The following is a 20,652-nucleotide window of genomic DNA, read 5'->3' as shown; positions in this document are numbered from 1 at the left end:
TTGTCGGCCGGTCAGTCGCGGGTCAGCTTGCGGTAGGTCACCCGGTGCGGCCGGGCGGCCTCCGCGCCGAGGCGGTCGATCTTGTTCTTCTCGTACGCCTCGAAGTTGCCCTCGAACCAGAACCACTTCGCCGGGTTCTGGTCGTCGCCCTCCCAGGCCAGGATGTGCGTGGCGACCCGGTCCAGGAACATCCGGTCGTGGGAGATGACCACGGCGCAGCCGGGGAACTCCAGCAGCGCGTTCTCCAGGCTGGAGAGCGTCTCCACGTCCAGGTCGTTCGTCGGCTCGTCGAGCAGGATGACGTTGCCGCCGATCTTGAGCGTCAGCGCCAGGTTGAGCCGGTTACGCTCGCCACCGGAGAGCACCTTGGTCGGCTTCTGCTGGTCCGGTCCCTTGAAGCCGAACGCGGCGATGTACGCCCGCGACGGCATCTCGACCTTGCCGACCATCAGGTAGTCCAGCCCGTCGGAGACGACCTCCCAGACGGTCTTGTCGCCGTCGAGGCCCTGCCGGTTCTGGTCGACGTACGACAGCGAGACGGTGGGACCGACCCGGACGTCGCCGCCGGTCGGCTCCTCCAACCCGACGATGGTCTTGAACAGCGTGGTCTTGCCGACACCGTTCGGGCCGATGATGCCGACGATGCCGTTGCGGGGCAGCGAGAACGACAGGTTGTCGATCAGCAGCCGATCGCCGAAGCCCTTGCTGAGACTCTGCGCCTCGATGACCGTGCTGCCCAGGCGCGGGCCCGGCGGGATCTGGATCTCCTCGAAGTCCAGCTTCCGGGTCTTCTCCGCCTCGGTGGCCATCTCGTCGTACCGGTCCAGGCGTGCCTTGGACTTGGTCTGCCGGGCCTTGGCGTTGGAGCGGACCCACTCCAGCTCCTCGGTGAGGCGCTTCTTCATCTTGGCGTCGCGGCGACCCTCGACGGCCAGCCGGGCGGCCTTCTTCTCCAGGTACGTGGAGTAGTTGCCCTCGTACGGGTAGGTGCGGCCGCGGTCCAGCTCCAGGATCCAGTTGGCCACGTTGTCGAGGAAGTACCGGTCGTGCGTGATCGCCATGACGGTGCCGGCGTACTTGGCCAGGTGCTGCTCCAGCCAGGAGACGCTCTCCGCGTCCAGGTGGTTCGTGGGCTCGTCGAGCAGCAGCAGGTCGGGCGCCTCCAGCAGCAGCTTGCAGAGCGCGACGCGGCGGCGCTCACCACCGGAGAGCTGGGTCACGTCGGCGTCCGGCGGCGGGCAGCGCAGGGCGTCCATGGCCAGTTCGAGCTTGGAGTCGACGTCCCAGGCGTCGAGGTGGTCCAGCTCCTCCTGGAGCTTGCCCATCTTCTCCATCAGCTCGTCGGAGTAGTCGGTCGCCATCTGCTCGGCGATCTTGTTGAACCGCTCCAGCTTGGCCTTGGTCTCGGCGACCGCCTCCTCGACGTTGCCGAGCACGGTCTTGGCGTCGTTGAGCGGAGGCTCCTGGGCGAGCATTCCGACGGTGTAGCCGGGCATCAGCCGGGCCTCGCCGTTGCTCGGCTTGTCCAACCCTGCCATGATCTTGAGGAGGCTGGACTTACCGGCGCCGTTCGGGCCGAGCACACCGATCTTGGCCCCCGGCAGGAAGCTCAACGTCACGTTGTCGAGCACGACCTTGTCGCCGTGCGCCTTGCGCGCCTTTTCCAGGACGTAGATGTACTGGGCCACGGTGCGGGCTACCTCCGTCGGTTGCTGTCGCATGATCGGCGGCGCGGCGCGGGCTGCGACCTCCGCCCGCCGCCACCGGCCGGGAGCCGGCCACGCGCACGCCATCGTCAATCCTGACAGGTACGGCCCGCTTCGCCCACATCACCCCGCCCCAGGAGTACGTCGTGCCGCTCACCGAGCCACCCTGTCAACAAGATCACGATTCCGATTCAGCCCACGCTGAGCGGGTACGGAACTCCGGCACGGGGCAACAGACGCCGCAGCTACGCTCAGTACGCTCATCGCGGTGGACCCGTCAGCACCCGGAGGTGGCCGATCGTGACCGTCCGTAGCTCCTTTGTCGTAGTGGCGAACCGCCTGCCGGTCGACGAGGTGAGCACACCCGAGGGACGGCAGTGGCGACGCAGCCCCGGCGGGCTCGTCACCGCGCTGCATCCCGTGCTCGCCGAGCACCAGGGCACCTGGGTCGGCTGGGCCGGCGGCACCGGCGCCGCCCCCGAGCCGTTCGACCTGGAGGGCATCCGGCTGCATCCGGTCCCGTTGAGCGCCGAAGAGTTGGAGCGCTACTACGAGGGCCAGTCCAACGCGACGATCTGGCCGCTCTATCACGACGCGGTGGAGACGCCGGCCTACAAGCGCCGCTGGCGGGAGGCGTACCGCCTGGTCAACGCCCGGTTCGCGGAGGCCGCGGCGGACGTCGCGGCCGAGGGCGCGACGGTCTGGGTGCAGGACTACCAGCTCCAGCTGGTCCCGGCGATGCTCCGGGAGCTGCGGCCGGACCTGCGGATCGGCTTCTTCCTGCACATCCCGTTCCCGCCGATCGAGCTGTTCATGCAGATGCCGTTCCGCACCGAGATCCTTCGCGGCCTGCTCGGCGCCGACCTGGTCGGCTTCCAGCAGCGGCTGGCCGCGCAGAACTTCGTCCGGCTGGCCCGGCACCTGCTCGGGCTCCGCTACGAGGGGCAGATGATCCAGGTCGACGGCCGGCAGGTGAAGGCGGGCGCCTTCCCCATCTCGATCGACACCCAGGAGATGGAACGGATGGCCGCCGACCCGGCGGTGCAGGCCCGTGCCAAGCAGATTCGGGCCGAGCTGGGCGACCCGAAGACGATAATCCTGGGCGTGGACCGGCTGGATTACACCAAGGGCATCGAGCTGCGGCTGAAGGCTTTTCGCGAGCTGCTGGCTGACGGAAAGTTGACGGTCCCGGACGCGGTTATGGTGCAGGTGGCCACGCCGAGCCGGGAACGCGTCGAGCACTACCAGGCGCTTCGGGTCAAGGTGGAGCGCGAAGTCGGTCGGATTAATGGTGAATTCGGCAGGGTCGGCGTGCCGGCGGTGCACTACCTGCATCAGTCGTACAGTCGCAGTGAACTGGCCGCGATGTACGTCGCTGCCGACGTCATGATGGTGACCCCGCTGCGAGACGGAATGAATCTGGTGGCCAAGGAGTACGTCGCATCGCGCGCCGACCAGGGTGGCGCGCTCGTGCTCAGTGAGTTCGCCGGCGCCGCCACCGAGCTGCGCCAGGCCTTTTTGTGTAACCCGCACGACCCGGACGCGGTCAAGGACGCCCTGCTCCGGGCCGTGCACGTGGAGAAAACCGAGGCACGCCGCCGGATGCGGACAATGCAACGTCACCTGCGTACCCACGACGTGGGGCACTGGGCCAAGTCTTTCCTCTCCGAGCTTGGAGTTTCCGAGGCGGAGGCCGCGTGAACACGTCCGTCAACGACGGAGCGGCGACCGCCACCGGGGTGATGGACCCCGAGCTGCGCTCCGCCATCGGCCGGATCGCCCGGGTCCCCCAGCTCCTGATCGCCTGCGACTACGACGGCACACTGGCGCCGATCGTGGAGGACCCGAGCACGGCCGTACCGCTGCCCGAGTCGGTGGCCGCGATCCGCGCGCTCGCCGCGCTGCCGCAGACCACCGTGGCGGTGATCTCCGGCCGGGCGCTGCGCGACCTGGCCGCGCTCTCCCGGCTGCCCAGCGAGGTGCACCTCGTCGGCAGCCACGGCTCCGAGTTCGACATCGGCTTCGTCGAGCGCCTCTCCCCCGAGCTGGTCGCCGTGCGCACCCGGGTGCGGAACGCGCTACGCGAGATCGCCGCCGAGCATCCCGGCATCCGCCTGGAGCGCAAGCCGGCCAGCGTCGCCGTGCACACCCGGGGGGTCGCTCCGCAGGTCGCCGCCGCTGCCATCGAGGCGGTACGCAACGGGCCGGCCACCTTCGACGGCGTCACGGTCACCCAGGGCAAGGAGGTCATCGAGCTCTCCGTGGTGGCCACCCACAAGGGCACCGCGATCGACCAGCTGCGGACCCAGCTCGCGGCCAGCGCCGTGCTCTTCATCGGTGACGACGTGACCGACGAGAACGCGTTCGGCAACCTGCACGGCCCGGACCTCGGCATCAAGATCGGTCCCGGGGACACCCAGGCCGGCTACCGGGTGGCCGAGCCGCTCGAAGCGGCCCGCGCGCTCGGGCTGCTGCTGGAGACCCGCCGGCACTGGCTGTTCGGCGAGCGGGCGGTGCCGATCGAGCGGCACTCCATGCTGGCCAACGGCCGCACCGTCGCGCTGCTCACCCCCGATGCCAAGGTCAGCTGGCTGTGTCACCCCAAGCCGGACTCGGCGGCGATCTTCGCCGACCTGGTCGGTGGCAGCCCGGCCGGCCACTTCAGCATCGTCCCGGAACGCGGCGGCATCCCGCTGGGCCAGCGCTACCGCTCCGGCACGATGACCGTGGAGACCCGGTGGTCCGGGCTCACCGTCACCGACTGGCTGGACAAGCCGGCCCGGGAGACCACCCCGGACGGCCCCGCGGTGATCACCGGCGACTCGACCCTGATCCGGGTGCTCACCGGCAGCGGCCGGGTTCGGGTGGAGTTCGCGCCGCGCCCCGAGTTCGGTCAGGTCGCCGTCCAGTTGCAGCCGCTCGGCGACGGCCTGCTGGTGCTCGGCTCCAACGAGCCGATCGCGCTCTACTCCCCGGGGGTGGAGTGGCAGGTCAACAATGACGGCGGCTACGAGACCGCCAAGGCGGTCGTCGACCTCTCCGCCGCCGGCGGGCAGGTCGTGCTGGAGCTGCGCTTCGCCACGCACAGCCTGGAGCACCACCGGGTGCCGATCCACGACCGGCAGGCCGCGGCCGAGCAGCCGTGGAAGGACTGGGTCGCCTCGCTGCGGCTGCCGTCCACCGCCCGCGACCTGGTCGCCCGCAGCGCGCTCACCCTGCGCGGGCTGTGCCACGAGGCGACCGGTTCGATCCTCGCCGCGGCGACCACCTCGCTCCCCGAGGAGCTGGGCGGCGTCCGCAACTGGGACTACCGCTACTGCTGGCTCCGCGACGCGGCGCTGACCGCCCGCGCGTTGGTCGACCTGGGTTCCATCGAGGAGGCCGAGGGGCTGCTGCGCTGGGTGGACGGCTGCATCGAACGCACCGGCGGCCACCCGGAGCGGTTGCACCCGCTCTACACCATCGACGGCTACGAGCTGGGCGCCGAGGCGGTCATCGACACCCTGCCCGGGTATGCCGGCTCCCGACCGGTCCGGGTCGGCAACCTCGCCAACCACCAGCTCCAGCTGGACGTCTTCGGCCCGATCTCCGACCTGATCGCGGCCGTCGCCGATGCCCGCGGCTCGGTCCGCGAGGACGAGTGGCGGGTGCTGGAGAACATGGTCGAGGCGGTCCGCCGCCGCTGGCACGAGCCCGACCACGGCATCTGGGAGGCCCGGCTCCCACCCCGGCACCACGTCTTCTCCAAGGTGATGTGCTGGATGACCGTCGACCGGGCGCTGCACGTGATGCGCCAGCACGGCGGCGAGGACCGGCCCGACTGGAAGGAACTCCGCGACCGGATCGCCGCCAACGTGCTGGAGCACGGCTGGCACGAGGAGGTCGAGGCGTACAGCGTCGCGTACGGCGACGAGGACATGGACGCCTCGTCGCTCTGGATCGGGCTGTCCGGCCTGCTTCCAGGCGACGACCCGCGCTTCCTGTCCACGGTGCTCCGGATCGAGGCGGACCTGCGCAGCGGCCCGGTCGTCTACCGCTACCACTGGGACGACGGCCTGCCGGGCCGCGAGGGCGGCTTCCACATCTGCACGGCGTGGCTGATCGAGGCGTACCTGCGCACCGGCCGCCGCACCGACGCCGAGGAGCTGTTCGCGCAGATGGTGCTCACCGCCGGCCCGACCGGGCTGCTCCCCGAGCAGTACGACCCGCTCGCCGAGCGCGGGCTGGGCAACCACCCGCAGGCGTACAGCCACCTCGGTCTGATCCGCTGCGCCCTGCTGCTGGACAACATGCTCAAGCAGTAGCCGATCGCCAGTTCAACGGCGGGCCGGAGCTTCACCGCTCCGGCCCGCCGTCTGTCCAGGGGCAGCGACCGGGGGGTGGCGCCTGCCGGGGGTCGGTGCCGCCGGCCCGGAGTCGGTGCCTCCGGCCGAGGAGCGTTGCCGGCGGGCCCGGGGTCGGCGCTGGCGACCGACGACCGGCGCCGCCGACCGAGGAGCGGGGACTACTCGCAAGCCCTTTGCTCTGCTTCAACCAACGCAACAGAGATGGCCTCTGGGTGTTGCGCCGGTTGAAGCAGAGCAAAGGAGGGCAGGAGGGTCCGCCGCCGGTGCCGCGCCGCTCGTTCCCGCCACCGCACGGCGAGGCACCGTGCACCGCGCGCCGCGGCATCGCACGGCCAAAGCACCGCACGGCCAAAGCACCGCCCACCGAGGCACCGCACGCCGGGAGCACCGCCCGCCGGAGCCCCGCATCGAGGCCGGCTGACGTCAGGTGTCCAGCGCGTGCACCACGTCGCCCACCACGACGACCGCGGGCGGGCGCAGGTCGGCGGTGAGCAGGTCGCCGGCCACCGCGCCGAGCGTCGACCGCAGCACCCGCTGGGCGCCTGTCGTGGCCTCCTGGACGATGGCGGCTGGCGTCTGCGGCGACCGGCCGTGTGCGATCAGAGTGGCCGTGATGGCGGCGAGGTTCTTCAACCCCATGAGGATCACCAGGGTGCCTCGCAACCCGGCGAGCGCCTCCCAGCGCACCAGCGAGGCCGGTGAGTCGGGCGCGACGTGCCCGGAGACCACGGTGAACTCGTGCGCCACCGCCCGGTGGGTGACCGGGATATTGGCGGCGGCGGGGGCGGCTATCGAGCTGGTCACTCCGGGGACCACGGTCACCGGTACGCCGGCCGCCGCGCACGCCAACAGCTCCTCGCCGCCCCGGCCGAAGACGTACGGGTCACCGCCCTTGAGCCGGACCACCAGGGCGCCGGACCGGGCACGGTCCACCAGGATCCGGTTGATCTCCTCCTGGGCCCGGGACGGTCCGTAGGGGATCTTCGAGGCATCCACCAGCTCGACGTCGGCGCGTAGCTCGTCCAGGAGCAGCCCGGGCACCAACCGGTCGGCGACCACCACGTCCGCCTCGGTCAGCAGCCGCCAACCCTTCACGGTGATCAGCTCGGGGTCGCCCGGACCCGCCCCGACTAGCGCCACCCGCCCGCCCGCGTCAGGAAGGGACCCTTCCACTACCGCAGGTGTTAGCAGGGGGCCCTTCCTTGCGCTCAGGAGGTCGCGGATGGCGTCCCGGACGGTCATCGCGCGGCGCGGGTCGCCGCCGCCGAGCACCGCCACGGTGACCGGGCCGTGCCGGGTCACCGCCGGGGTCCAGGCGGTGGCCGCCAGGCGGTCGTCGGCCCGGACGCAGAAGATCCGGCGCTCGGCGGCGACGGCGCTCACCGAGGCAGCCGCGACCGGGTCGTCGATGGCCACCTGGACCAGCCACGCCCCGTCCAGGTCAGCCGGCTCGAACCGGCGGGGCACCCAGCGCAGCCGGTTTGCGTCCGCCCGGGCGCGCAGCGCCGGGGTCAGCTCCGGTGCCACCAGCAGGACGTCCCCGCCGGCGTCCAGCAGCGCCGGGACACGTCGGGTGGCGACGGCGCCACCGCCCACCACGACCACCCGCCGCCCGTCGAGCCGCAGGCCGAGGGGGTACGGGTTGGTGCTCACGCCGCCTCCTCGCCCCGCCGGGCGGCGATGCCGGGCACCGCACCGCCGAGCCGGATCGTCCGCTCGCCGGGTCCGCTCACTTCTCCGCCACGCCCGCCGAGTCGAAGGTGGCCACCTCGTGCAGCACCCGAACCGCGCCGGTGACCACCGGCAGCGCCAGCAGCGCTCCGGTGCCCTCCCCGAGGCGCAGCCCCAGGTCGATCAGCGGGTCGAGGCCGAGGTGGCGCAGCGCCACCGTCGCGCCCGGCTCGGCCGAGCGGTGGCCGGCGACCATGGCGCTGACCGCGTCCGGGGCGAACGCGGCGGCGGCGAGGGCGGCGGAGACCGCGATCACCCCGTCCAGCAGCACCGGTGTGCGGCGCGCCGCGGCGCCCAGGATCAGCCCGGCCAGGGCGGCGTGCTCCAGGCCGCCGACGGCGGCCAGCACACCCAGCGGGTCGGCCGGGTCGGGCGCGTGCCGGGCCAGCGCGGCCCGCACCACGGCCACCTTGCGGGCGTACGTCGGGTCGTCGACCCCGGTTCCTCGGCCGGTGGCGTCGAGCGGGTCGGCGCCGGTGAAGGCGGCGATCAGCGCAGCGGCCGGCGTGGTGTTGCCGATGCCCATGTCGCCGGTGAGCAGGATGGCCGCCCCAGCGTCGATCAACTCGTCGGCGATCCGGATGCCGGTCTGCACCGCCGCCCTCGCCTCGTCCCGGGTGAGCGCGGCGGTCACCGCGAGATCCCGGGTGCCCCGGCGAACGCACGCGGCGACCAGCCGGGGCGTGGACGGGTCGAGGACGACCGGGCCGGATGCCTCAGCGGCCGGCTGAGCGGGCAGCGGCGTGGCCACGCCGACGTCGACCACGGTGACCGAGGCGCCCGCCTGCCGGGCGAAAGCGTTGACCACCGCACCGCCGGCCAGGAAGTTGCCGATCATCTGCCCGGTGACCTCCTGCGGCCACGGAGTCACCCCCTGGGCGTGCACCCCGTGGTCCCCCGCGAAGATCGCCACCGCGGCCGGCTCGGGCAGGGGCGGCGGGCAGGCACCGGCCAGGCCGGCGAGGCGTACTGACAGCTCCTCCAGCGCGCCCAGGGAGCCGGCCGGCTTGGTGAGCCGGCCGTGCAGCGCACGGGCGTCGGCCATCGCCGACTCGTCCGGCGGTTGGATCGCCGCGATCGTGGTCTCCAGCATCATGCCTCCATGGTCTCGCGCAGCACCTCGATGAACGCATCGGTGGTGGATCGGTCGCGCACCGCCACCCGCAGCCAGTCCGGGCCGAGCCCAGGGAACGTGTCACCCCGGCGTACCGCCCAGCCACGCTCGCGCAAAGTCGCCCGGACGCGGGTCGCTCCGGGCAGGTGCAGCAGCACGAACGCGCTGGCCGGGCGGCCGACGACGCGTACACCGGGCAGGTCGGCCAGGCGGGCGGTCAGGTGGTCGCGGTCGGCGGCGAGGTCGGCGGCGATCGCGCGTTCGGCCTGGACCGCGACGGGGGTGGCGCAGGCCGACGCGGCGGCCAGCGCCGGTGTGGAGACCGCCCAGAGCGGCTGGACGGCGGCCAGCCGGGACAGCAGCTCCGGTGCGCCGAGCAGGTAGCCGATGCGCAGGCCGGCCAGGCCCCAGGTCTTGGTGAGGCTGCGCAGCACGAGCAGCCCGGGCAGGTCGCGCCGCTCGGCCAGCGACTCCGGTTCGCCGGGTCGCCCGGGTACGGCGGTGGTGTCGGCGAACGCCTCGTCGACCACCAGGATCCGACCCGGTCGGGCCAGCGCGGCCAGGGTGCGCGCCGGGTGCAGCACCGAGGTCGGGTTCGTCGGGTTGCCGATCATCACCAGGTCGGCGTCGGCGGGCACCCGGTCCGGGTCGAGCCGGAAGTCGTCGGCGGCGTCCAGCAGCACCCGCTCCACCGGGTGCCCGGCGGCTCGCAGCGCCGCCTCCGGCTCGGTGAACTGGGGGTGCACCACGACCGGCCGGCGGACACCGCGCAGCGCCTGGGCGATCAGCACGAACCCCTCGGCGGCGCCGGCGGTGAGCAGTACCTCGTCCGGGTGACGCCGGTGCCGGGCGGCGACCGCGGCTCGGGCCGGTGCCGGGTCCGGATATCGGCCCAGGTCGCTGAGGGTGGCGGTGATCGGGTCGGCCAGCCAGTCCGGCAGCGGTGCCTGGCGGACGTTGACGGCGAGGTCGACCAGGCCGGCACCGACCTCCACGTCGCCGTGGTGTCCCAGGTCCGGCTCGGGAACTGCGGCCGGTCCGGTCCCGGCGACCGGTGCCACTCCGCTCGGCTGATCACGCATGTCCGCGATCCTGCCGGGAAGGTCGCCGATGGAACAGCTGATCTCCGCGTAAGCCGCGTCACCACCCGCCGGTTTATGAGTTCTTCTCATGTACGAATCGGAAATGTCATAACTTGGCCACGTGAGCAACCGACCCCTTGCTGCCGCTGGTCGACTCGTCCCTCTCCTCCGCGCCGGGCTGATCGCCGGCATCGTGATCGCCGCCGCCGCGTACCCGCTGGTCGCCCTCACCGGGCTCGGCGCGAAGGCCACCGCGCACGCCGTGGAGCAGAAGACCAGGCTGCTGACCACCGCCCTGCCCGCCGAGACCTCGTACCTCTACGCCCCGGACGGCAAGACCGTGCTGACCATGTTCTACGAGGAGTACCGGCAGTACACCAAGCTGTCGGACATGTCGCCGAACATCCAGCAGGCGATCGTCGCCGCCGAGGACTCCCGCTTCTACCAGCACCACGGCGTCGACCCGAAGGGCGTGGCCCGGGCCTTCGTGGCCAACACCCGCTCCAGCGGCGTCTCCCAGGGCGCCTCCACCCTGACCATGCAGTACGTCCGGATGGCCCTGCGGGACAGCGCGACCACCCCCAAGGAGGTCCAGGAGGCCACCCAGCAGACCAGCCTGCGCAAGGTCAAGGAGATGCGGATGGCGCTGGACCTGGAGAAGGAGATGAGCAAGGAGCAGATCCTGGAGCGCTACCTGAACTCGGCGTACTTCGGGCACCGGGCGTACGGCATCTACGCGGCCAGCGAGATCTTCTTCTCCAAGACCCCGAAGGACCTCACCCCCGTCGAGGCGGCCACCCTCGCCGGGCTGGTCAAGTCGCCGTCGGAGTACGACCCGGCCGACTCCGACCAGAAGGAGGCCACCGGGCGGCGCAACTACGTCCTGGACCGGATGAGCCAACTCGGCTACCTCTCCCCCGACTCGGCCGCCGCCGCGAAGACCGAACCGATCCGGCTGAAGCTGACCAGCCCGCCGAACGACTGCGCCGCGGTGTCGGAGAAGTACAACAGTTGGGGCTTCGCCTGCGACTACCTGAAGAACTGGTGGAGCGCGCAGCCCGCGTTCGGGGCGAACCGGCTGGAACGGATGGACAAGCTGCGCCGAGGCGGCTACCGGATCGTGCTCAGCATCGACCCGAAGATCCAGGAGGCGGCGGAGAAGAACGTCGGCAGCAAGGAGAGCACCGGCAGCCCGTTCGCCAACGGCATCGTCGTCTCCGAGCCCGGCACCGGACGGGTCAAGGCGATGGCGGTGAACCGGGCGTACTCGCTGGACCTGAGCGAGAATCCGCTGAGCTCCAACCCGGAGGCCGGGCCGAAAGTGAAGGCGAACTATCCGAACACGGTGGCACCCCTGCTCGGCGGCGGTGACCTGCCGGGCTACCAGGCGGGATCGACGTTCAAGATGTTCCCGATGCTGGCCGCGCTCAACGACGGGATGCCGCTGTCCACCGAGATCAACTCTCCGTACCGCTACCAGTCGCGGGTCTACGACGGCTGGGCCCCATCCAACGCCAGCGGCGCCATGACCGGCCGGCAGACCATGTGGTCCGGGTTCGGCAAGTCGGTGAACACGTTCTTCGTGCAGCTGGAGGAGAAGATCGGGGCGGAGAAGGGGGTCCGCCTCGCCGAGCAGCTCGGGCTTCGCTGGCGGACCGACGTGGACCGGGACCACGCCTCCCCTACCAAGGCGAACAAATGGGGTGCGTTCACCCTGGGTGTCTCCGACGCCACCCCGCTGGAGATGGCGAACGCGTACGCCGCCATCGCCGCCGACGGCCGGTACTGCGAGGCGATCCCGGTGCAGGCGATCATGAACCGGGACGGCACGCCGACCACGTACGCCACCGCCAGCGGCATCCACCGCGAGGTCGCCAAGCCGCGCTGCCGGCAGGTGGTCAGCGCGGACGCCGCCCGGGCGGCCACCGACGCCGCCCGCTGCCCGACCGGGGACACCCCGGCACGCGGGGGCTGCGGCGGCTGGTCCACCGCCGACAGCGTCCGGGGTACGGTCGGGCGCCCCGTGGCCGGCAAGACCGGTACCACCGACAGCACCCGGTCCGCCTGGTTCGTCGGCTACACCCCGGAGTTGGCCGCGGCGAGCTTCATCTCCGACCCGGACAACCCGTTCAACGCGGTGGGCGACGGGCAGTCCCAGATCCCGATCGCGGCGGTCGCGGAGACCCTGCGCGACGGACTGAAGGGCCAACCGACCCGCCAGTTCACCGCGCCCTCGGACGCCATCGTCGGGTGACCGGCACGGGTCAGCGCAGGTCGGCGGCGACGAACGACCAGAGTTCGAGGTCCACCCGGCCGCCGCGGACGAACCCGGCGTTGCGTAGCAGGCCCTCGTAACTGAAGCCGGCCTTCTCGGCGACGCGGCGGGAGGCCAGGTTGCCGGGGGCCACGCGCAGCTCGACCCGCTGGAAGCCGTGCTCCAGGATCAGCGCGATGGCCACCGCGTCCACGGCCTCGGCCGCCAGGCCGAACCCGCGCGCGTGCGGCGCCATCGCGTAGGAGATCTCGGTGGCCCGGGCGCCCCAGTCGGTGCGCCGGGTCCACAGCGAGCCCACCACCTGGCCGTCCTCCCGGCGGAGCACCGCCCAGTGGTCCCCGTCGCCGCTGTCGCGCCGCTGCCGTGCCAGGTCGGTGCACCATGCGTGCCCGTCGATCGGGCCGGAGTCGTCGGCCAGCGGCAGCCAGCGCCGGGTCAGCTTGTCGGCGAAGATCTCCCCGACCGCCGCCGCGTCGGCCGCGGTGTGCCGCCGCACCTCGGTGCGCGGGGTGGAGACGGTCAGCGCCGGGAAGCGGCGCACCGCCACCTGACCGATCACGCCGGCACCCCGCCGGGTTCCACGGGCACCGCCTCGGCCGCCGGGTCGGCTGCCGCCGCCGCGACCAGCCGGGCGGCGGTCGCCGGGTGGCCGGCCCAGTGCAGGGTGAGCTGCGAGGCGTGCACGTTGCGCCAGACGAAGCCCTCCGGCGTGCCGCCGTCCCAGCTCCACGCCGGGCGTTGACCGGATCGCGGGGTGAGCACCGCCCGGTGCTCCTTGTGCCCGACCAGCACCGTGCCGCTCGCGGCGACCACGCTGTCGGTCTGGGCGGTGGCCTCGCGGTAGCCCACCACCAGGCCGTCCCGGCTGACGCCGACCGCGTCCAACACCCCGCACATCGGCAGGCCGTCCAGCTCCCGGGCCAGCCAGAGCAGGCCGGTGCCCTCGGCGACCACCGGACGCCCGGTGCGCGCCAGCTCGGCCACGGCGATGCAGAGCCGCCGGTTGGCGGACAGCTGCTCGGCGTACGCCTCGGGCAGCGCGCCGCCGACGACCAGCGCACGGGTGCCGGCCGGCAGCGCCTCGTCGCGCAGCGGATCGAGCGTGACCACCTCGGCGCCGGCGGCCCGCAGCAGCTCGGCGGTCTCCGGATGGCTGAAGCTGCTGCCCGGCCCGCCGGCGAGCGCCACCAGCGGGCGGTCCGCCGGGACCGTCACCGGACCGAGCGCCTCCTCCGGCGACCACGCCGAGGCGGGCAGCGGCGGAGCGGAGCGGGCCAGCCCGAGCAGCCGTTCCAGGTCGACCGTGGCGGCGACGGCCTCGCCCAGCCGGCGGACCGCGCGGGCGGCGTCGGCGGACCCGCCGACCACCGGAACCACGCCGTGCCGGCGCGACGGCAGCACCGCCGGCAGGTCCTGCCGGCGCAACGCGCCGTAGACCGGCACGTTCACGTCATCCAGCGCCTCGCGCAGCATCCCCTCGTGCCGCGAGGACGCCACCCGGTTGAGGATCACCCCGCCGAGCCAGAGCTGCTCGTCGTACGAGCGGAAACCGTGCACCAGGGCGGCCACCGACTGACCCATCGCGGCCACGTCGACCACGAGCACCACGGGGCTGCGCAGCGCGGCGGCCGCGGCGGCGGTGGACTCCTGTTCCGGGCGGCCGCCGACCGAGTCGTACAGGCCCATGCTGCCCTGCACCACGGCGAGCCCCGCGCCCTCGGCGCCGTGCGCGACCAGCGGAGCGAGCCGGTCGACGCCGACCAGCCGGGGATCGATCGACCGGCCCGGCCGACCGGAGGCGAGACCGAGGTAGGCGGCGTCGACGTGATCCGGGCCGAGCTTGAACCCGGCGACGTCGACACCCCGCTCGGCGAGGGCGGCGAGCAGCCCGATAGCCAGCGCGTTCTTGCCGTGCCCGGAGGACGGCGCGCTGAGCACCAGGCGCGGCACGACGGTCATCATCGACTCCTCGCGGGGGCGGCGGGTACGCGACGGCGGACCGGTTGGACCGATCCGTCCGCGTGACGATACCCGCCCCGCCCGACACGCGAGCACCGCCGATCGGGGCCGGTTGGGCCGTCGCGGCCCGGTCCAGGTCAGTGGCGTCGGTCATACGGGTAGCCTCGTTGCCGTGTACCGGTTCCTGCTGAGCCCACGCTGGCTGGGCGCTCTCGCCCTGACCCTGGTCGCCGCCGCGGTCATGGTCCTGCTCGGCAACTGGCAGCTGGACCGCTACCGGGGGCGCACCGAGGTCAACGAGCGGATCGACGCCGGCCTGCGGATGGCCCCGGCTCCGCTGGCCGAGGCGCTGCGCGCTCCCGCCGGCGGCCCGGGAACGGTCGGCCCGGCCCCCGCCGAGGACAAGGTGTGGACCCGGGTCACCGTCAGCGGCCGGTACGACCCGACGAACACCGTCCTGGTCCGTGGCCGGACGGTGGACAGCCGGGTCGGCTTCGAGGTGCTCACCCCGCTGGTGCTCGCCGACGGCACGGCGCTGCTGGTGGACCGGGGTTGGGTCCCGCCGGCGCCGGGTGGGGCGATGGCCCAGCCGACGGTGCCCGCCGCGCCGACCGGTGACGTGAAGGTGGTCGGCCGGGTGCACGAGACCGAGAGCGGCGCCGGCGCGGTGAACCGCCGCGACGGACGGCTGGAGACCCGACGGGTCGGGGTGTCCCGGCTGGCCCGCGAACTGCCCTACCCGGTGTACGGCGCCTACCTGCTGCTGGACGAGCAGACTCCGGCGGCCGACCCGGTGTTCAAGGCGGTGCCGGTCGGGCACACCAACAACTGGCAGAACTTCGGCTACGTCGTGCAGTGGTGGCTCTTCGCCGTGATGGCCCTGTTCGGCTACGGCTGGGTGGCCCGCCGGGAGGCCCGCCGGGCCGCCGGCATCGGCACCACGTCAGCCCCGTTGGACCGGGCCGCCGAGCCGACGCCGAGCGCGTCCGCCTGACCGCCTGACCTCGGCCGGTGCGGCCGGTCAGCCGGTGGGACGGCCGGCGTGGATGGCGCGGACCGCGTCGATGGTGTCCGCCTCGGCGGCGGACTTGTCGTCGCGATACCGCACCACGCGGGCGAACCGCAGCGCCATCCCGCCCGGATAGCGCGAACTCGTCTGCACCCCGTCGAAGGCGATCTCCACCACCTGCTCAGGGCGGACCCGGACCACCCAGTCGCCGCGCTCCACCGCGAGGTCGAGGAAGCGCTCGGTCTGCCAGCGCAGCAGCTCGTCGGTGAGCCCCTTGAACGTCTTGCCGAGCATCACGAAGTCGCCGGTGCGCGGGTCCCGCGCGCCGAGGTGCAGGTTGGACAACCAACCCTGCCGCCGGCCGCTGCCCCACTCGACGGCGAGCACCACCAGGTCGAGGGTGTGCCGGGGTTTGACCTTGACCCAGGCCGCGCCGCGCCGACCGGCGTCGTAGGGCGCGTCCGGCGCCTTGACCACCACGCCCTCCTGGCCGGCGTCGATGGCGGCGGCGAACGCCGCACCCGCCTGCTCCGGGTTGTCAACCTCCAGCCGCCCGACCAGCAGCGACGCGTCCACCGCGCCGGCGAGCGCCGCCCACCGCTCCCGGCCGGGCAGGTCGATCAGATCCTGGCCGTCGAGGTGCAGCAGGTCGAAGAAGTACGGCGTCAGCACGGTCTCGCCGGCGCTGGCGGCGGCCGCGAGCACCGCCGGGGCGACCGGTGTGCGCCCCGTGGTGCTGGGTGTGGTGCGCCGGGCGGCCCGGCTGGACGTCTGCTGGAACGGCAGGGGGCGGCCGGTCTCGTCCAGGCCGATCGCCTCGCCGTCGAGCACCAACTCCCGGCCGGGCAGGGCGCGGACCGCAGCGACCACCTCGGGCACCCGGGTGGTGATCTCGTCGAGGCTGCGGGTGAAGACGGCGATGTCGGCGCCGGAGCGGTGCACCTGGATGCGGATGCCGTCGAGCTTCACGTCGACCACCGCCGGCGCGCCGGTCGCGGCCAGCGCCTCATCGACCGAGGGGGCGCTCTGGGCGAGCATCGGCGCCAGCGGACGGCCGACCCGCAGGCCGAACCCGGCCAGCTCGGCGGCGCCTCCGGCCATGGCGGCCACCGCCACCGCGCGCAGGTCACCGGCGAGCAGCAGGGCTCGACGGACCACCGCCACCGGCACCTCGGCCGCCCGGGCCACCGCGTCGGCGAGCAGCCCGGCCTGGGCGCCCTGCCGCAGCTCACCGCTGAACAGGTTGGTGAGCAGCCGCTGCTCCTCGGCCGTCGCCGCCGCGTAGAGGGCCCCGAGCAGCGCACGGCGTCGTGCCTGCGAGCCCGCGCCGTGCACCGCGGCGATCTGCTCGATGGCCGCGTCGACGGCGGCCACGGTCAACGTCGGCTCGGCGGCCGGCGGCGGCAGGTCACGCTGGCTCGCATAACCCACGCCGGTCTGCCGCTGACGCAGCTCACCGGCGAGATAGCCGGCGCCGGGCTCCACCTCGGCCGGGTCGAGACGGCGCAGCGCGTCGGCGAGCAACTCCACCTTGGCGCGCCGGCCGCTGGTGGCGCCGACGGCGGCGGACGTGGCTGCCAGGTCGAGGAACCGCACGAGCCTCATCCTGCCAGTCGCCCCCGACACCGCCCGGGCATTGCCATGCCCGGGCGGTGTCGGCAGGGTGCCGCCGCCCACGTGGACGGCGGATCAGGCGGAGACGGGTTCCTCGATGCGCAGCCCCCGGGCGCGGACCTCGCCGGCGACCCGGGAGAGCACCGAGTCGAGGGCGACCAGGGCGGTGGAGAGCTCACCGAGCTGTTCTTTGAGCGTGTCCTCGGACCACGCGGAGACGTCGACGTCCCCCAGCGCGCTGACAGCGGCCCCCAACCGGGCCATCACCTCGTTCGTACTCATGTTCGAAAGGCTATAACAGCCCCGCGCCCGACACACCGCAAACTCCCAGATCAGACCGGAAGTTACGGTTCCGACACCTAACTCCCGTTCGTGCCCGCCGCGGCCACCTTGCCCAACAGCAGCGCCTCGGCCAGGCAGACCCGGGCGAACTCCCCGAGGTGCAGGCTCTCGTTCGGGCCGTGCGCGCGGGCGTGCGGGTCCTCCACACCGGTGACCAGGATCGCCGCCTTGGGGAACATCTCCTGGAAGGTGGCGATGAACGGGATCGACCCGCCGACGCCGATGTCCACCGGATCGGTGCCGTCCCAGGCCTCCCGGAACGCCGAGCGGGCGGCGTCGAACATCGGCCCGGACGCGTCGATCACGCAGGGGTCGCCGTCGTGCTCGAAGGAGACCGTCACCTGCGCGCCCCACGGCGCGTGCTTCTCCTGGTGCGCGCGCACCGCCGCGTACGCCCGCTTGGGGTCGTCGCCCGGGGCGAGGCGGATGCTCAGCTTCGCCTTCGCAGACGGGACCAGGGCGTTCGGCGCCTCGCCGGTGGACGGCGCGTCGATGCCGAGCACCGCCAGCGCGGGCTTGGTCCAGAGCCGGTCGGTGATCCGGCCGCTGCCGATGAACTGCACGCCCTCGGCCAGCCCGGCCTCGCCCCGGATCCGGTCCTCCGGGTAGTCGACGGTGGCGCCCTCGCGGCCGATGAGCCCGTCCACCGCCACGTCACCGGCGTCGTCGTGCAGGGTGGCCAGCAGCCGGACCAGCGCGGTGAGCGCGTCCGGGACGGCACCGCCGAACATGCCGCTGTGCACCGCGTGGTCCAGCGTGCGGACCTCGACGAAGCAGTTGACGATGCCGCGCAGCGAGGTGGTCAGCGCCGGTACGCCGATGTCCCAGTTGCCGGAGTCGGCGATCACGATGACGTCCGAGGCGATCTCGTCGCGGTGCTCGTCCAGCAACCGCTCCAGCGAGTCGGAGCCGTACTCCTCCTCGCCCTCGATGAAGAGGACCACGCCGACCGGCAGCGCGTCACCGTACGCGCGCAGCGCCGCGATGTGCGCCATGATACCGGCCTTGTCGTCGGCCGCGCCGCGACCGTAGAGCCGGCCGTCCCGCTCGACCGGTTCGAACGGGTCGGACTCCCACAGCGACCGGTCGCCGACCGGCTGCACGTCGTGGTGGGCGTAGAGCAGCACGGTGGGCGCACCGGCCGGGGCGGCACGGCGGCCGATCACCGCGGGCTGCCCGCCGGAACGCACGATGTCGACGTCCAGGCCACACCCGCGCAGCAGTTCGGCGACCGCCTCGGCGGAGCGCTCCACGTGTGAGTGGTCGAAGCCCTCGAAGGCGATGCCGGGGATGCGGACGAGTCGTTCCAGGTCGGCCCGGACACCGGGCATCTCCCGCTCGACGGCGGCCCGCACCTGGGACTCGGACATGATCGGTGTGGTCATGACCGGCATCGTATGCCGGCCTTACCCGGGCGTGCCGGCCGAGCCCGTACTGTCACCGGCTCCCGGGCCGGCACCCGCCGTCGCGCCGGGCGCGGTCCGGCCCGCGCGGTGCGCGCGGCCGGCGGCCTCGGTGGCGGCGTCCATCCAGGAACGGGCCCGGCCCGCGGTGCCGCCCACCCACTCACCGACGTCGCTGGCGCCGTCGCCGAGCCGACGCAGCAGCCCGACCAGCGGGTCGGTGGACCGGCTGAACTCCTCCCGGTACGACTCGGCCGCCGCCTTGATCTCCTCCGAGACGCTGGTCGAGCCGTCGTCGTCGCGGCGCGGGTAGTCCCCGGCCAGCACCCGCCCGTACGCCCCGGAGTCGATCCACTGCCGCAGCTGGGCGGCGCGCGCCACCGGCACCGGGTGCGTGCTCCACGCGGTCATCCGGATCTTGTGCAGGCTGTCCCGCAGGTCGCCGCCACCGGCGTACTCGGCCGCCTGCTCCAGGAAGGCGGTGGTGTCGATCTGGGACAGGTCGCCGCCACCGGCGAGCTTCATCAGCAGCCGCAGGGCGGCCGCCGGGTCCTGCCCGGCGAGCAGACCGGCCCGGTCGGCGGAGAGCTCCGCCTTGCGCCACCACTCCAGCATCGCCGCGATGATCGCGCGCAGCGCGAACGCGCCGACCGGCAACCAGCTCAGGTTTGCCGCCCAGCGGGTGAGGATCATGAGCATCGTCTTGTAGACGGCGTGCCCGCTGCCGACGTGCCCCAGCTCGTGGCCGAGCAGGCAACGCAGCTCGTCCTCGTCGAGCTCCTGCACGCAGGCGGAGTTCAGCACGATGAACGGCCGGTCCAGGCCGACCGCCTCGGCGCCCAGCCAGGGCGACTGCGTCACGTACAGCTCAGGCAGCTCGGCGACGTCGAGCGCCGCGGCGGCCTCGGTGTAGCGCTGCCAGACCGCCGGGTACTGCCGGTGGTCGACCCGGATGCCCGAGGCCAGCACGGAGAGCCGGAAGCCGCGCTCGTTCCACATGCCGAAGAACGCCCGCACCACGTCGTCGAAACCCCGCAGCTCACGCAGCGCGACCAGGGCGCCCCGGTCGGCCGGGTGCTCCCAGGCCCGCGAGCTGATGCCGGTGAGGGTGATGCGGCGCCGCGCGGGCGAATCCGCTGCCGACATGATGAGTCCCCCGTTCGCCGCGCCCTGAGCCTTCTCGGATCGTGCCGTGGCCGATGGCAGCCTCCTCGCATCGTGCCGCAGCCGGTGGCACACGTCCATGCCCCGCTCAGCGGATGCGCACGTAGTACCGGTCCGCGTCGTGCGGCAACCTCGGCGCGCCGTCGACCACCAGGTCGACCCCGGTTGCCGTGTGGTCGGCGACGAAGTGCGCACGTTCCCCGTCGTGCCAGCGACGCAGCTCGGGCAGGATCTCCGGCCCGTCGCGCTCGACCGCGCGGGCCAGCCGCAACGAGGCGGGCGCGGTGACGAAGGCGGCCAGGGTCACCTCCGGCCGGACAACCGCGCGTGCCGCGCTGACCCCCTCCAGGATCAGCACCGGCGCGACCGGCACCGGGACCGGGCGGGGCAGGAAGCATCGCCGCACCCAGCTGTAACGCCGGTAGGAGCCGGGCCGCCCCGCACGCAGCGGATCCAGCACCCACTCATCGAGCCGGGGCCAGAAGGTGAGTTGGTCGTCCCAGCCGTCGAGCAGGTCGTCGGTGTGCACCACCGGCGGCCGGGCACCGCCGGGAAGCGCCGCCAGGGCGTCCGCGAGGTGCACGGCGAACCGGCTCTTGCCCGCGCCGCTCGGCCCGTCGACCGCGACCAGCCGGGTCCGCCCCAACCGCGCCGGGCCCGCGACAACCCGGCGCGCCAGCATGGAGTACGCCTCGACGACCGCCACCGGCAGCACCCCGTCCACGCCGCTCCCCGTCACCCCGCTCCCAGTCACCCCGCCAAGTCCACACGATCGACTTGCGATCACGGAAACCGGGGTATCCCACCGACAGGGACACCACGACTTCAAGGAAGCCGAGTCGATCGTGCCTGATCGAGGTGGCCGCAACTCGTCCGGCTGACCGCCACGACCGGGCACCGTCACGTC

At 73.1% G+C, this 20,652-nt stretch carries 15 protein-coding genes; 4 read left to right on the top strand and 11 right to left on the bottom strand.

Annotated elements, in window-relative coordinates; translation table 11 throughout:
* Positions 1-11: 11 nt before the first annotated feature.
* Complete coding sequence (gene ettA / locus ABZU69_RS09805; protein WP_354964023.1) at positions 12-1,688, bottom strand: energy-dependent translational throttle protein EttA; 1,677 nt, start codon at positions 1,686-1,688, stop codon at positions 12-14.
* Between the two features lie 318 nt (positions 1,689-2,006).
* On the opposite strand from ettA, the gene ABZU69_RS09800 reads away from it, so the two are divergent.
* Together ABZU69_RS09800 and otsB are read left to right on the top strand one after the other, a co-directional pair.
* Complete coding sequence (locus ABZU69_RS09800) at positions 2,007-3,407, top strand: trehalose-6-phosphate synthase (protein ID WP_074313851.1); 1,401 nt, start codon at positions 2,007-2,009, stop codon at positions 3,405-3,407.
* A gap of 41 nt (positions 3,408-3,448) precedes the next feature.
* Positions 3,449-6,010 (top strand): trehalose-phosphatase, encoded by a 2,562-nt coding sequence (gene otsB / locus ABZU69_RS09795; RefSeq protein ID WP_354964022.1) that lies wholly within the window; start codon positions 3,449-3,451, stop codon positions 6,008-6,010.
* A gap of 465 nt (positions 6,011-6,475) precedes the next feature.
* Here otsB and cobA read toward each other — a convergent pair whose 3' ends face one another.
* The 3 genes from cobA to cobC form a co-directional block, all read right to left on the bottom strand.
* Complete coding sequence (cobA, locus tag ABZU69_RS09790) at positions 6,476-7,705, bottom strand: uroporphyrinogen-III C-methyltransferase (protein ID WP_354963962.1); 1,230 nt, start codon at positions 7,703-7,705, stop codon at positions 6,476-6,478.
* A gap of 76 nt (positions 7,706-7,781) precedes the next feature.
* Positions 7,782-8,876 carry a nicotinate-nucleotide--dimethylbenzimidazole phosphoribosyltransferase gene (gene cobT / locus ABZU69_RS09785; protein WP_354963961.1) on the bottom strand — a complete coding sequence of 365 codons (1,095 nt, stop codon included), beginning with the start codon at positions 8,874-8,876 and terminating at the stop codon, positions 7,782-7,784.
* Entirely contained in the window at positions 8,876-9,979 is a 1,104-nt protein-coding gene (gene cobC, locus ABZU69_RS09780) for an Rv2231c family pyridoxal phosphate-dependent protein CobC (protein ID WP_354963960.1), read from the bottom strand. The genes cobT and cobC overlap by 1 nt, the downstream gene beginning before the upstream one ends.
* Positions 9,980-10,100: 121 nt before the next feature.
* Between cobC and ABZU69_RS09775 the strand changes: the two genes are divergently transcribed.
* The gene (locus tag ABZU69_RS09775; protein WP_354963959.1) at positions 10,101-12,233 is read left to right on the top strand and encodes a transglycosylase domain-containing protein; all 2,133 of its coding nucleotides are present in this window, start codon (positions 10,101-10,103) and stop codon (positions 12,231-12,233) included.
* Between the two features lie 10 nt (positions 12,234-12,243).
* Here the strand turns inward: ABZU69_RS09775 and ABZU69_RS09770 are convergent, their stop codons facing one another.
* Positions 12,244-12,813 carry a GNAT family protein gene (locus ABZU69_RS09770; protein WP_089019337.1) on the bottom strand — a complete coding sequence of 190 codons (570 nt, stop codon included), beginning with the start codon at positions 12,811-12,813 and terminating at the stop codon, positions 12,244-12,246.
* Complete coding sequence (locus ABZU69_RS09765; RefSeq protein ID WP_354963958.1) at positions 12,810-14,213, bottom strand: cobyrinate a,c-diamide synthase; 1,404 nt, start codon at positions 14,211-14,213, stop codon at positions 12,810-12,812. The genes ABZU69_RS09770 and ABZU69_RS09765 overlap by 4 nt, the downstream gene beginning before the upstream one ends.
* Positions 14,214-14,385: 172 nt before the next feature.
* On the opposite strand from ABZU69_RS09765, the gene ABZU69_RS09760 reads away from it, so the two are divergent.
* The gene (locus ABZU69_RS09760) at positions 14,386-15,207 is read left to right on the top strand and encodes an SURF1 family protein (RefSeq protein ID WP_354963957.1); all 822 of its coding nucleotides are present in this window, start codon (positions 14,386-14,388) and stop codon (positions 15,205-15,207) included.
* Between the two features lie 27 nt (positions 15,208-15,234).
* On the opposite strand, the gene ABZU69_RS09755 is transcribed toward ABZU69_RS09760, so the two are convergent.
* From ABZU69_RS09755 to ABZU69_RS09735, 5 genes are all read right to left on the bottom strand, one after another.
* Positions 15,235-16,827 carry an ATP-dependent DNA ligase gene (locus tag ABZU69_RS09755; RefSeq protein WP_354963956.1) on the bottom strand — a complete coding sequence of 531 codons (1,593 nt, stop codon included), beginning with the start codon at positions 16,825-16,827 and terminating at the stop codon, positions 15,235-15,237.
* 84 nt (positions 16,828-16,911) lie between these two features.
* Positions 16,912-17,118, bottom strand: coding sequence for a hypothetical protein (locus ABZU69_RS09750; RefSeq protein ID WP_354963955.1), 207 nt, complete (start codon positions 17,116-17,118; stop codon positions 16,912-16,914).
* A 77-nt stretch (positions 17,119-17,195) separates the two neighbouring features.
* The gene (locus ABZU69_RS09745) at positions 17,196-18,548 is read right to left on the bottom strand and encodes a dipeptidase (RefSeq protein WP_354964021.1); all 1,353 of its coding nucleotides are present in this window, start codon (positions 18,546-18,548) and stop codon (positions 17,196-17,198) included.
* A 36-nt stretch (positions 18,549-18,584) separates the two neighbouring features.
* Positions 18,585-19,727, bottom strand: a complete 1,143-nt coding sequence (locus tag ABZU69_RS09740; protein ID WP_354963954.1) for a M48 family metallopeptidase — start codon at positions 19,725-19,727, stop codon at positions 18,585-18,587.
* 106 nt (positions 19,728-19,833) lie between these two features.
* Positions 19,834-20,427 carry a hypothetical protein gene (locus ABZU69_RS09735; protein WP_354964020.1) on the bottom strand — a complete coding sequence of 198 codons (594 nt, stop codon included), beginning with the start codon at positions 20,425-20,427 and terminating at the stop codon, positions 19,834-19,836.
* Positions 20,428-20,652 lie beyond the last annotated feature (225 nt).

Source organism: Micromonospora sp. NPDC005206 (genome assembly GCF_040608175.1).
Lineage (GTDB): Bacteria > Actinomycetota > Actinomycetes > Mycobacteriales > Micromonosporaceae > Micromonospora.
This window is presented reverse-complemented; position numbering and strand designations above follow the sequence as displayed.

Bases quoted from the DNA above. Each gene is read 5' to 3' on its own strand.
- otsB (WP_354964022.1), top strand. From the start codon at position 3,449: ATGGACCCCGAGCTGCGCTCCGCCATCGGCCGGATCGCCCGGGTCCCC.
- cobT (WP_354963961.1), bottom strand. From the start codon at position 8,876: ATGCTGGAGACCACGATCGCGGCGATCCAACCGCCGGACGAGTCGGCG.
- cobC (WP_354963960.1), bottom strand. From the start codon at position 9,979: ATGCGTGATCAGCCGAGCGGAGTGGCACCGGTCGCCGGGACCGGACCG.
- ABZU69_RS09765 (WP_354963958.1), bottom strand. From the start codon at position 14,213: ATGACCGTCGTGCCGCGCCTGGTGCTCAGCGCGCCGTCCTCCGGGCAC.
- ABZU69_RS09755 (WP_354963956.1), bottom strand. From the start codon at position 16,827: ATGAGGCTCGTGCGGTTCCTCGACCTGGCAGCCACGTCCGCCGCCGTC.
- ABZU69_RS09750 (WP_354963955.1), bottom strand. From the start codon at position 17,118: ATGAGTACGAACGAGGTGATGGCCCGGTTGGGGGCCGCTGTCAGCGCG.
- ABZU69_RS09745 (WP_354964021.1), bottom strand. From the start codon at position 18,548: ATGTCCGAGTCCCAGGTGCGGGCCGCCGTCGAGCGGGAGATGCCCGGT.
- ABZU69_RS09740 (WP_354963954.1), bottom strand. From the start codon at position 19,727: ATGTCGGCAGCGGATTCGCCCGCGCGGCGCCGCATCACCCTCACCGGC.
- ABZU69_RS09735 (WP_354964020.1), bottom strand. From the start codon at position 20,427: ATGCTGGCGCGCCGGGTTGTCGCGGGCCCGGCGCGGTTGGGGCGGACC.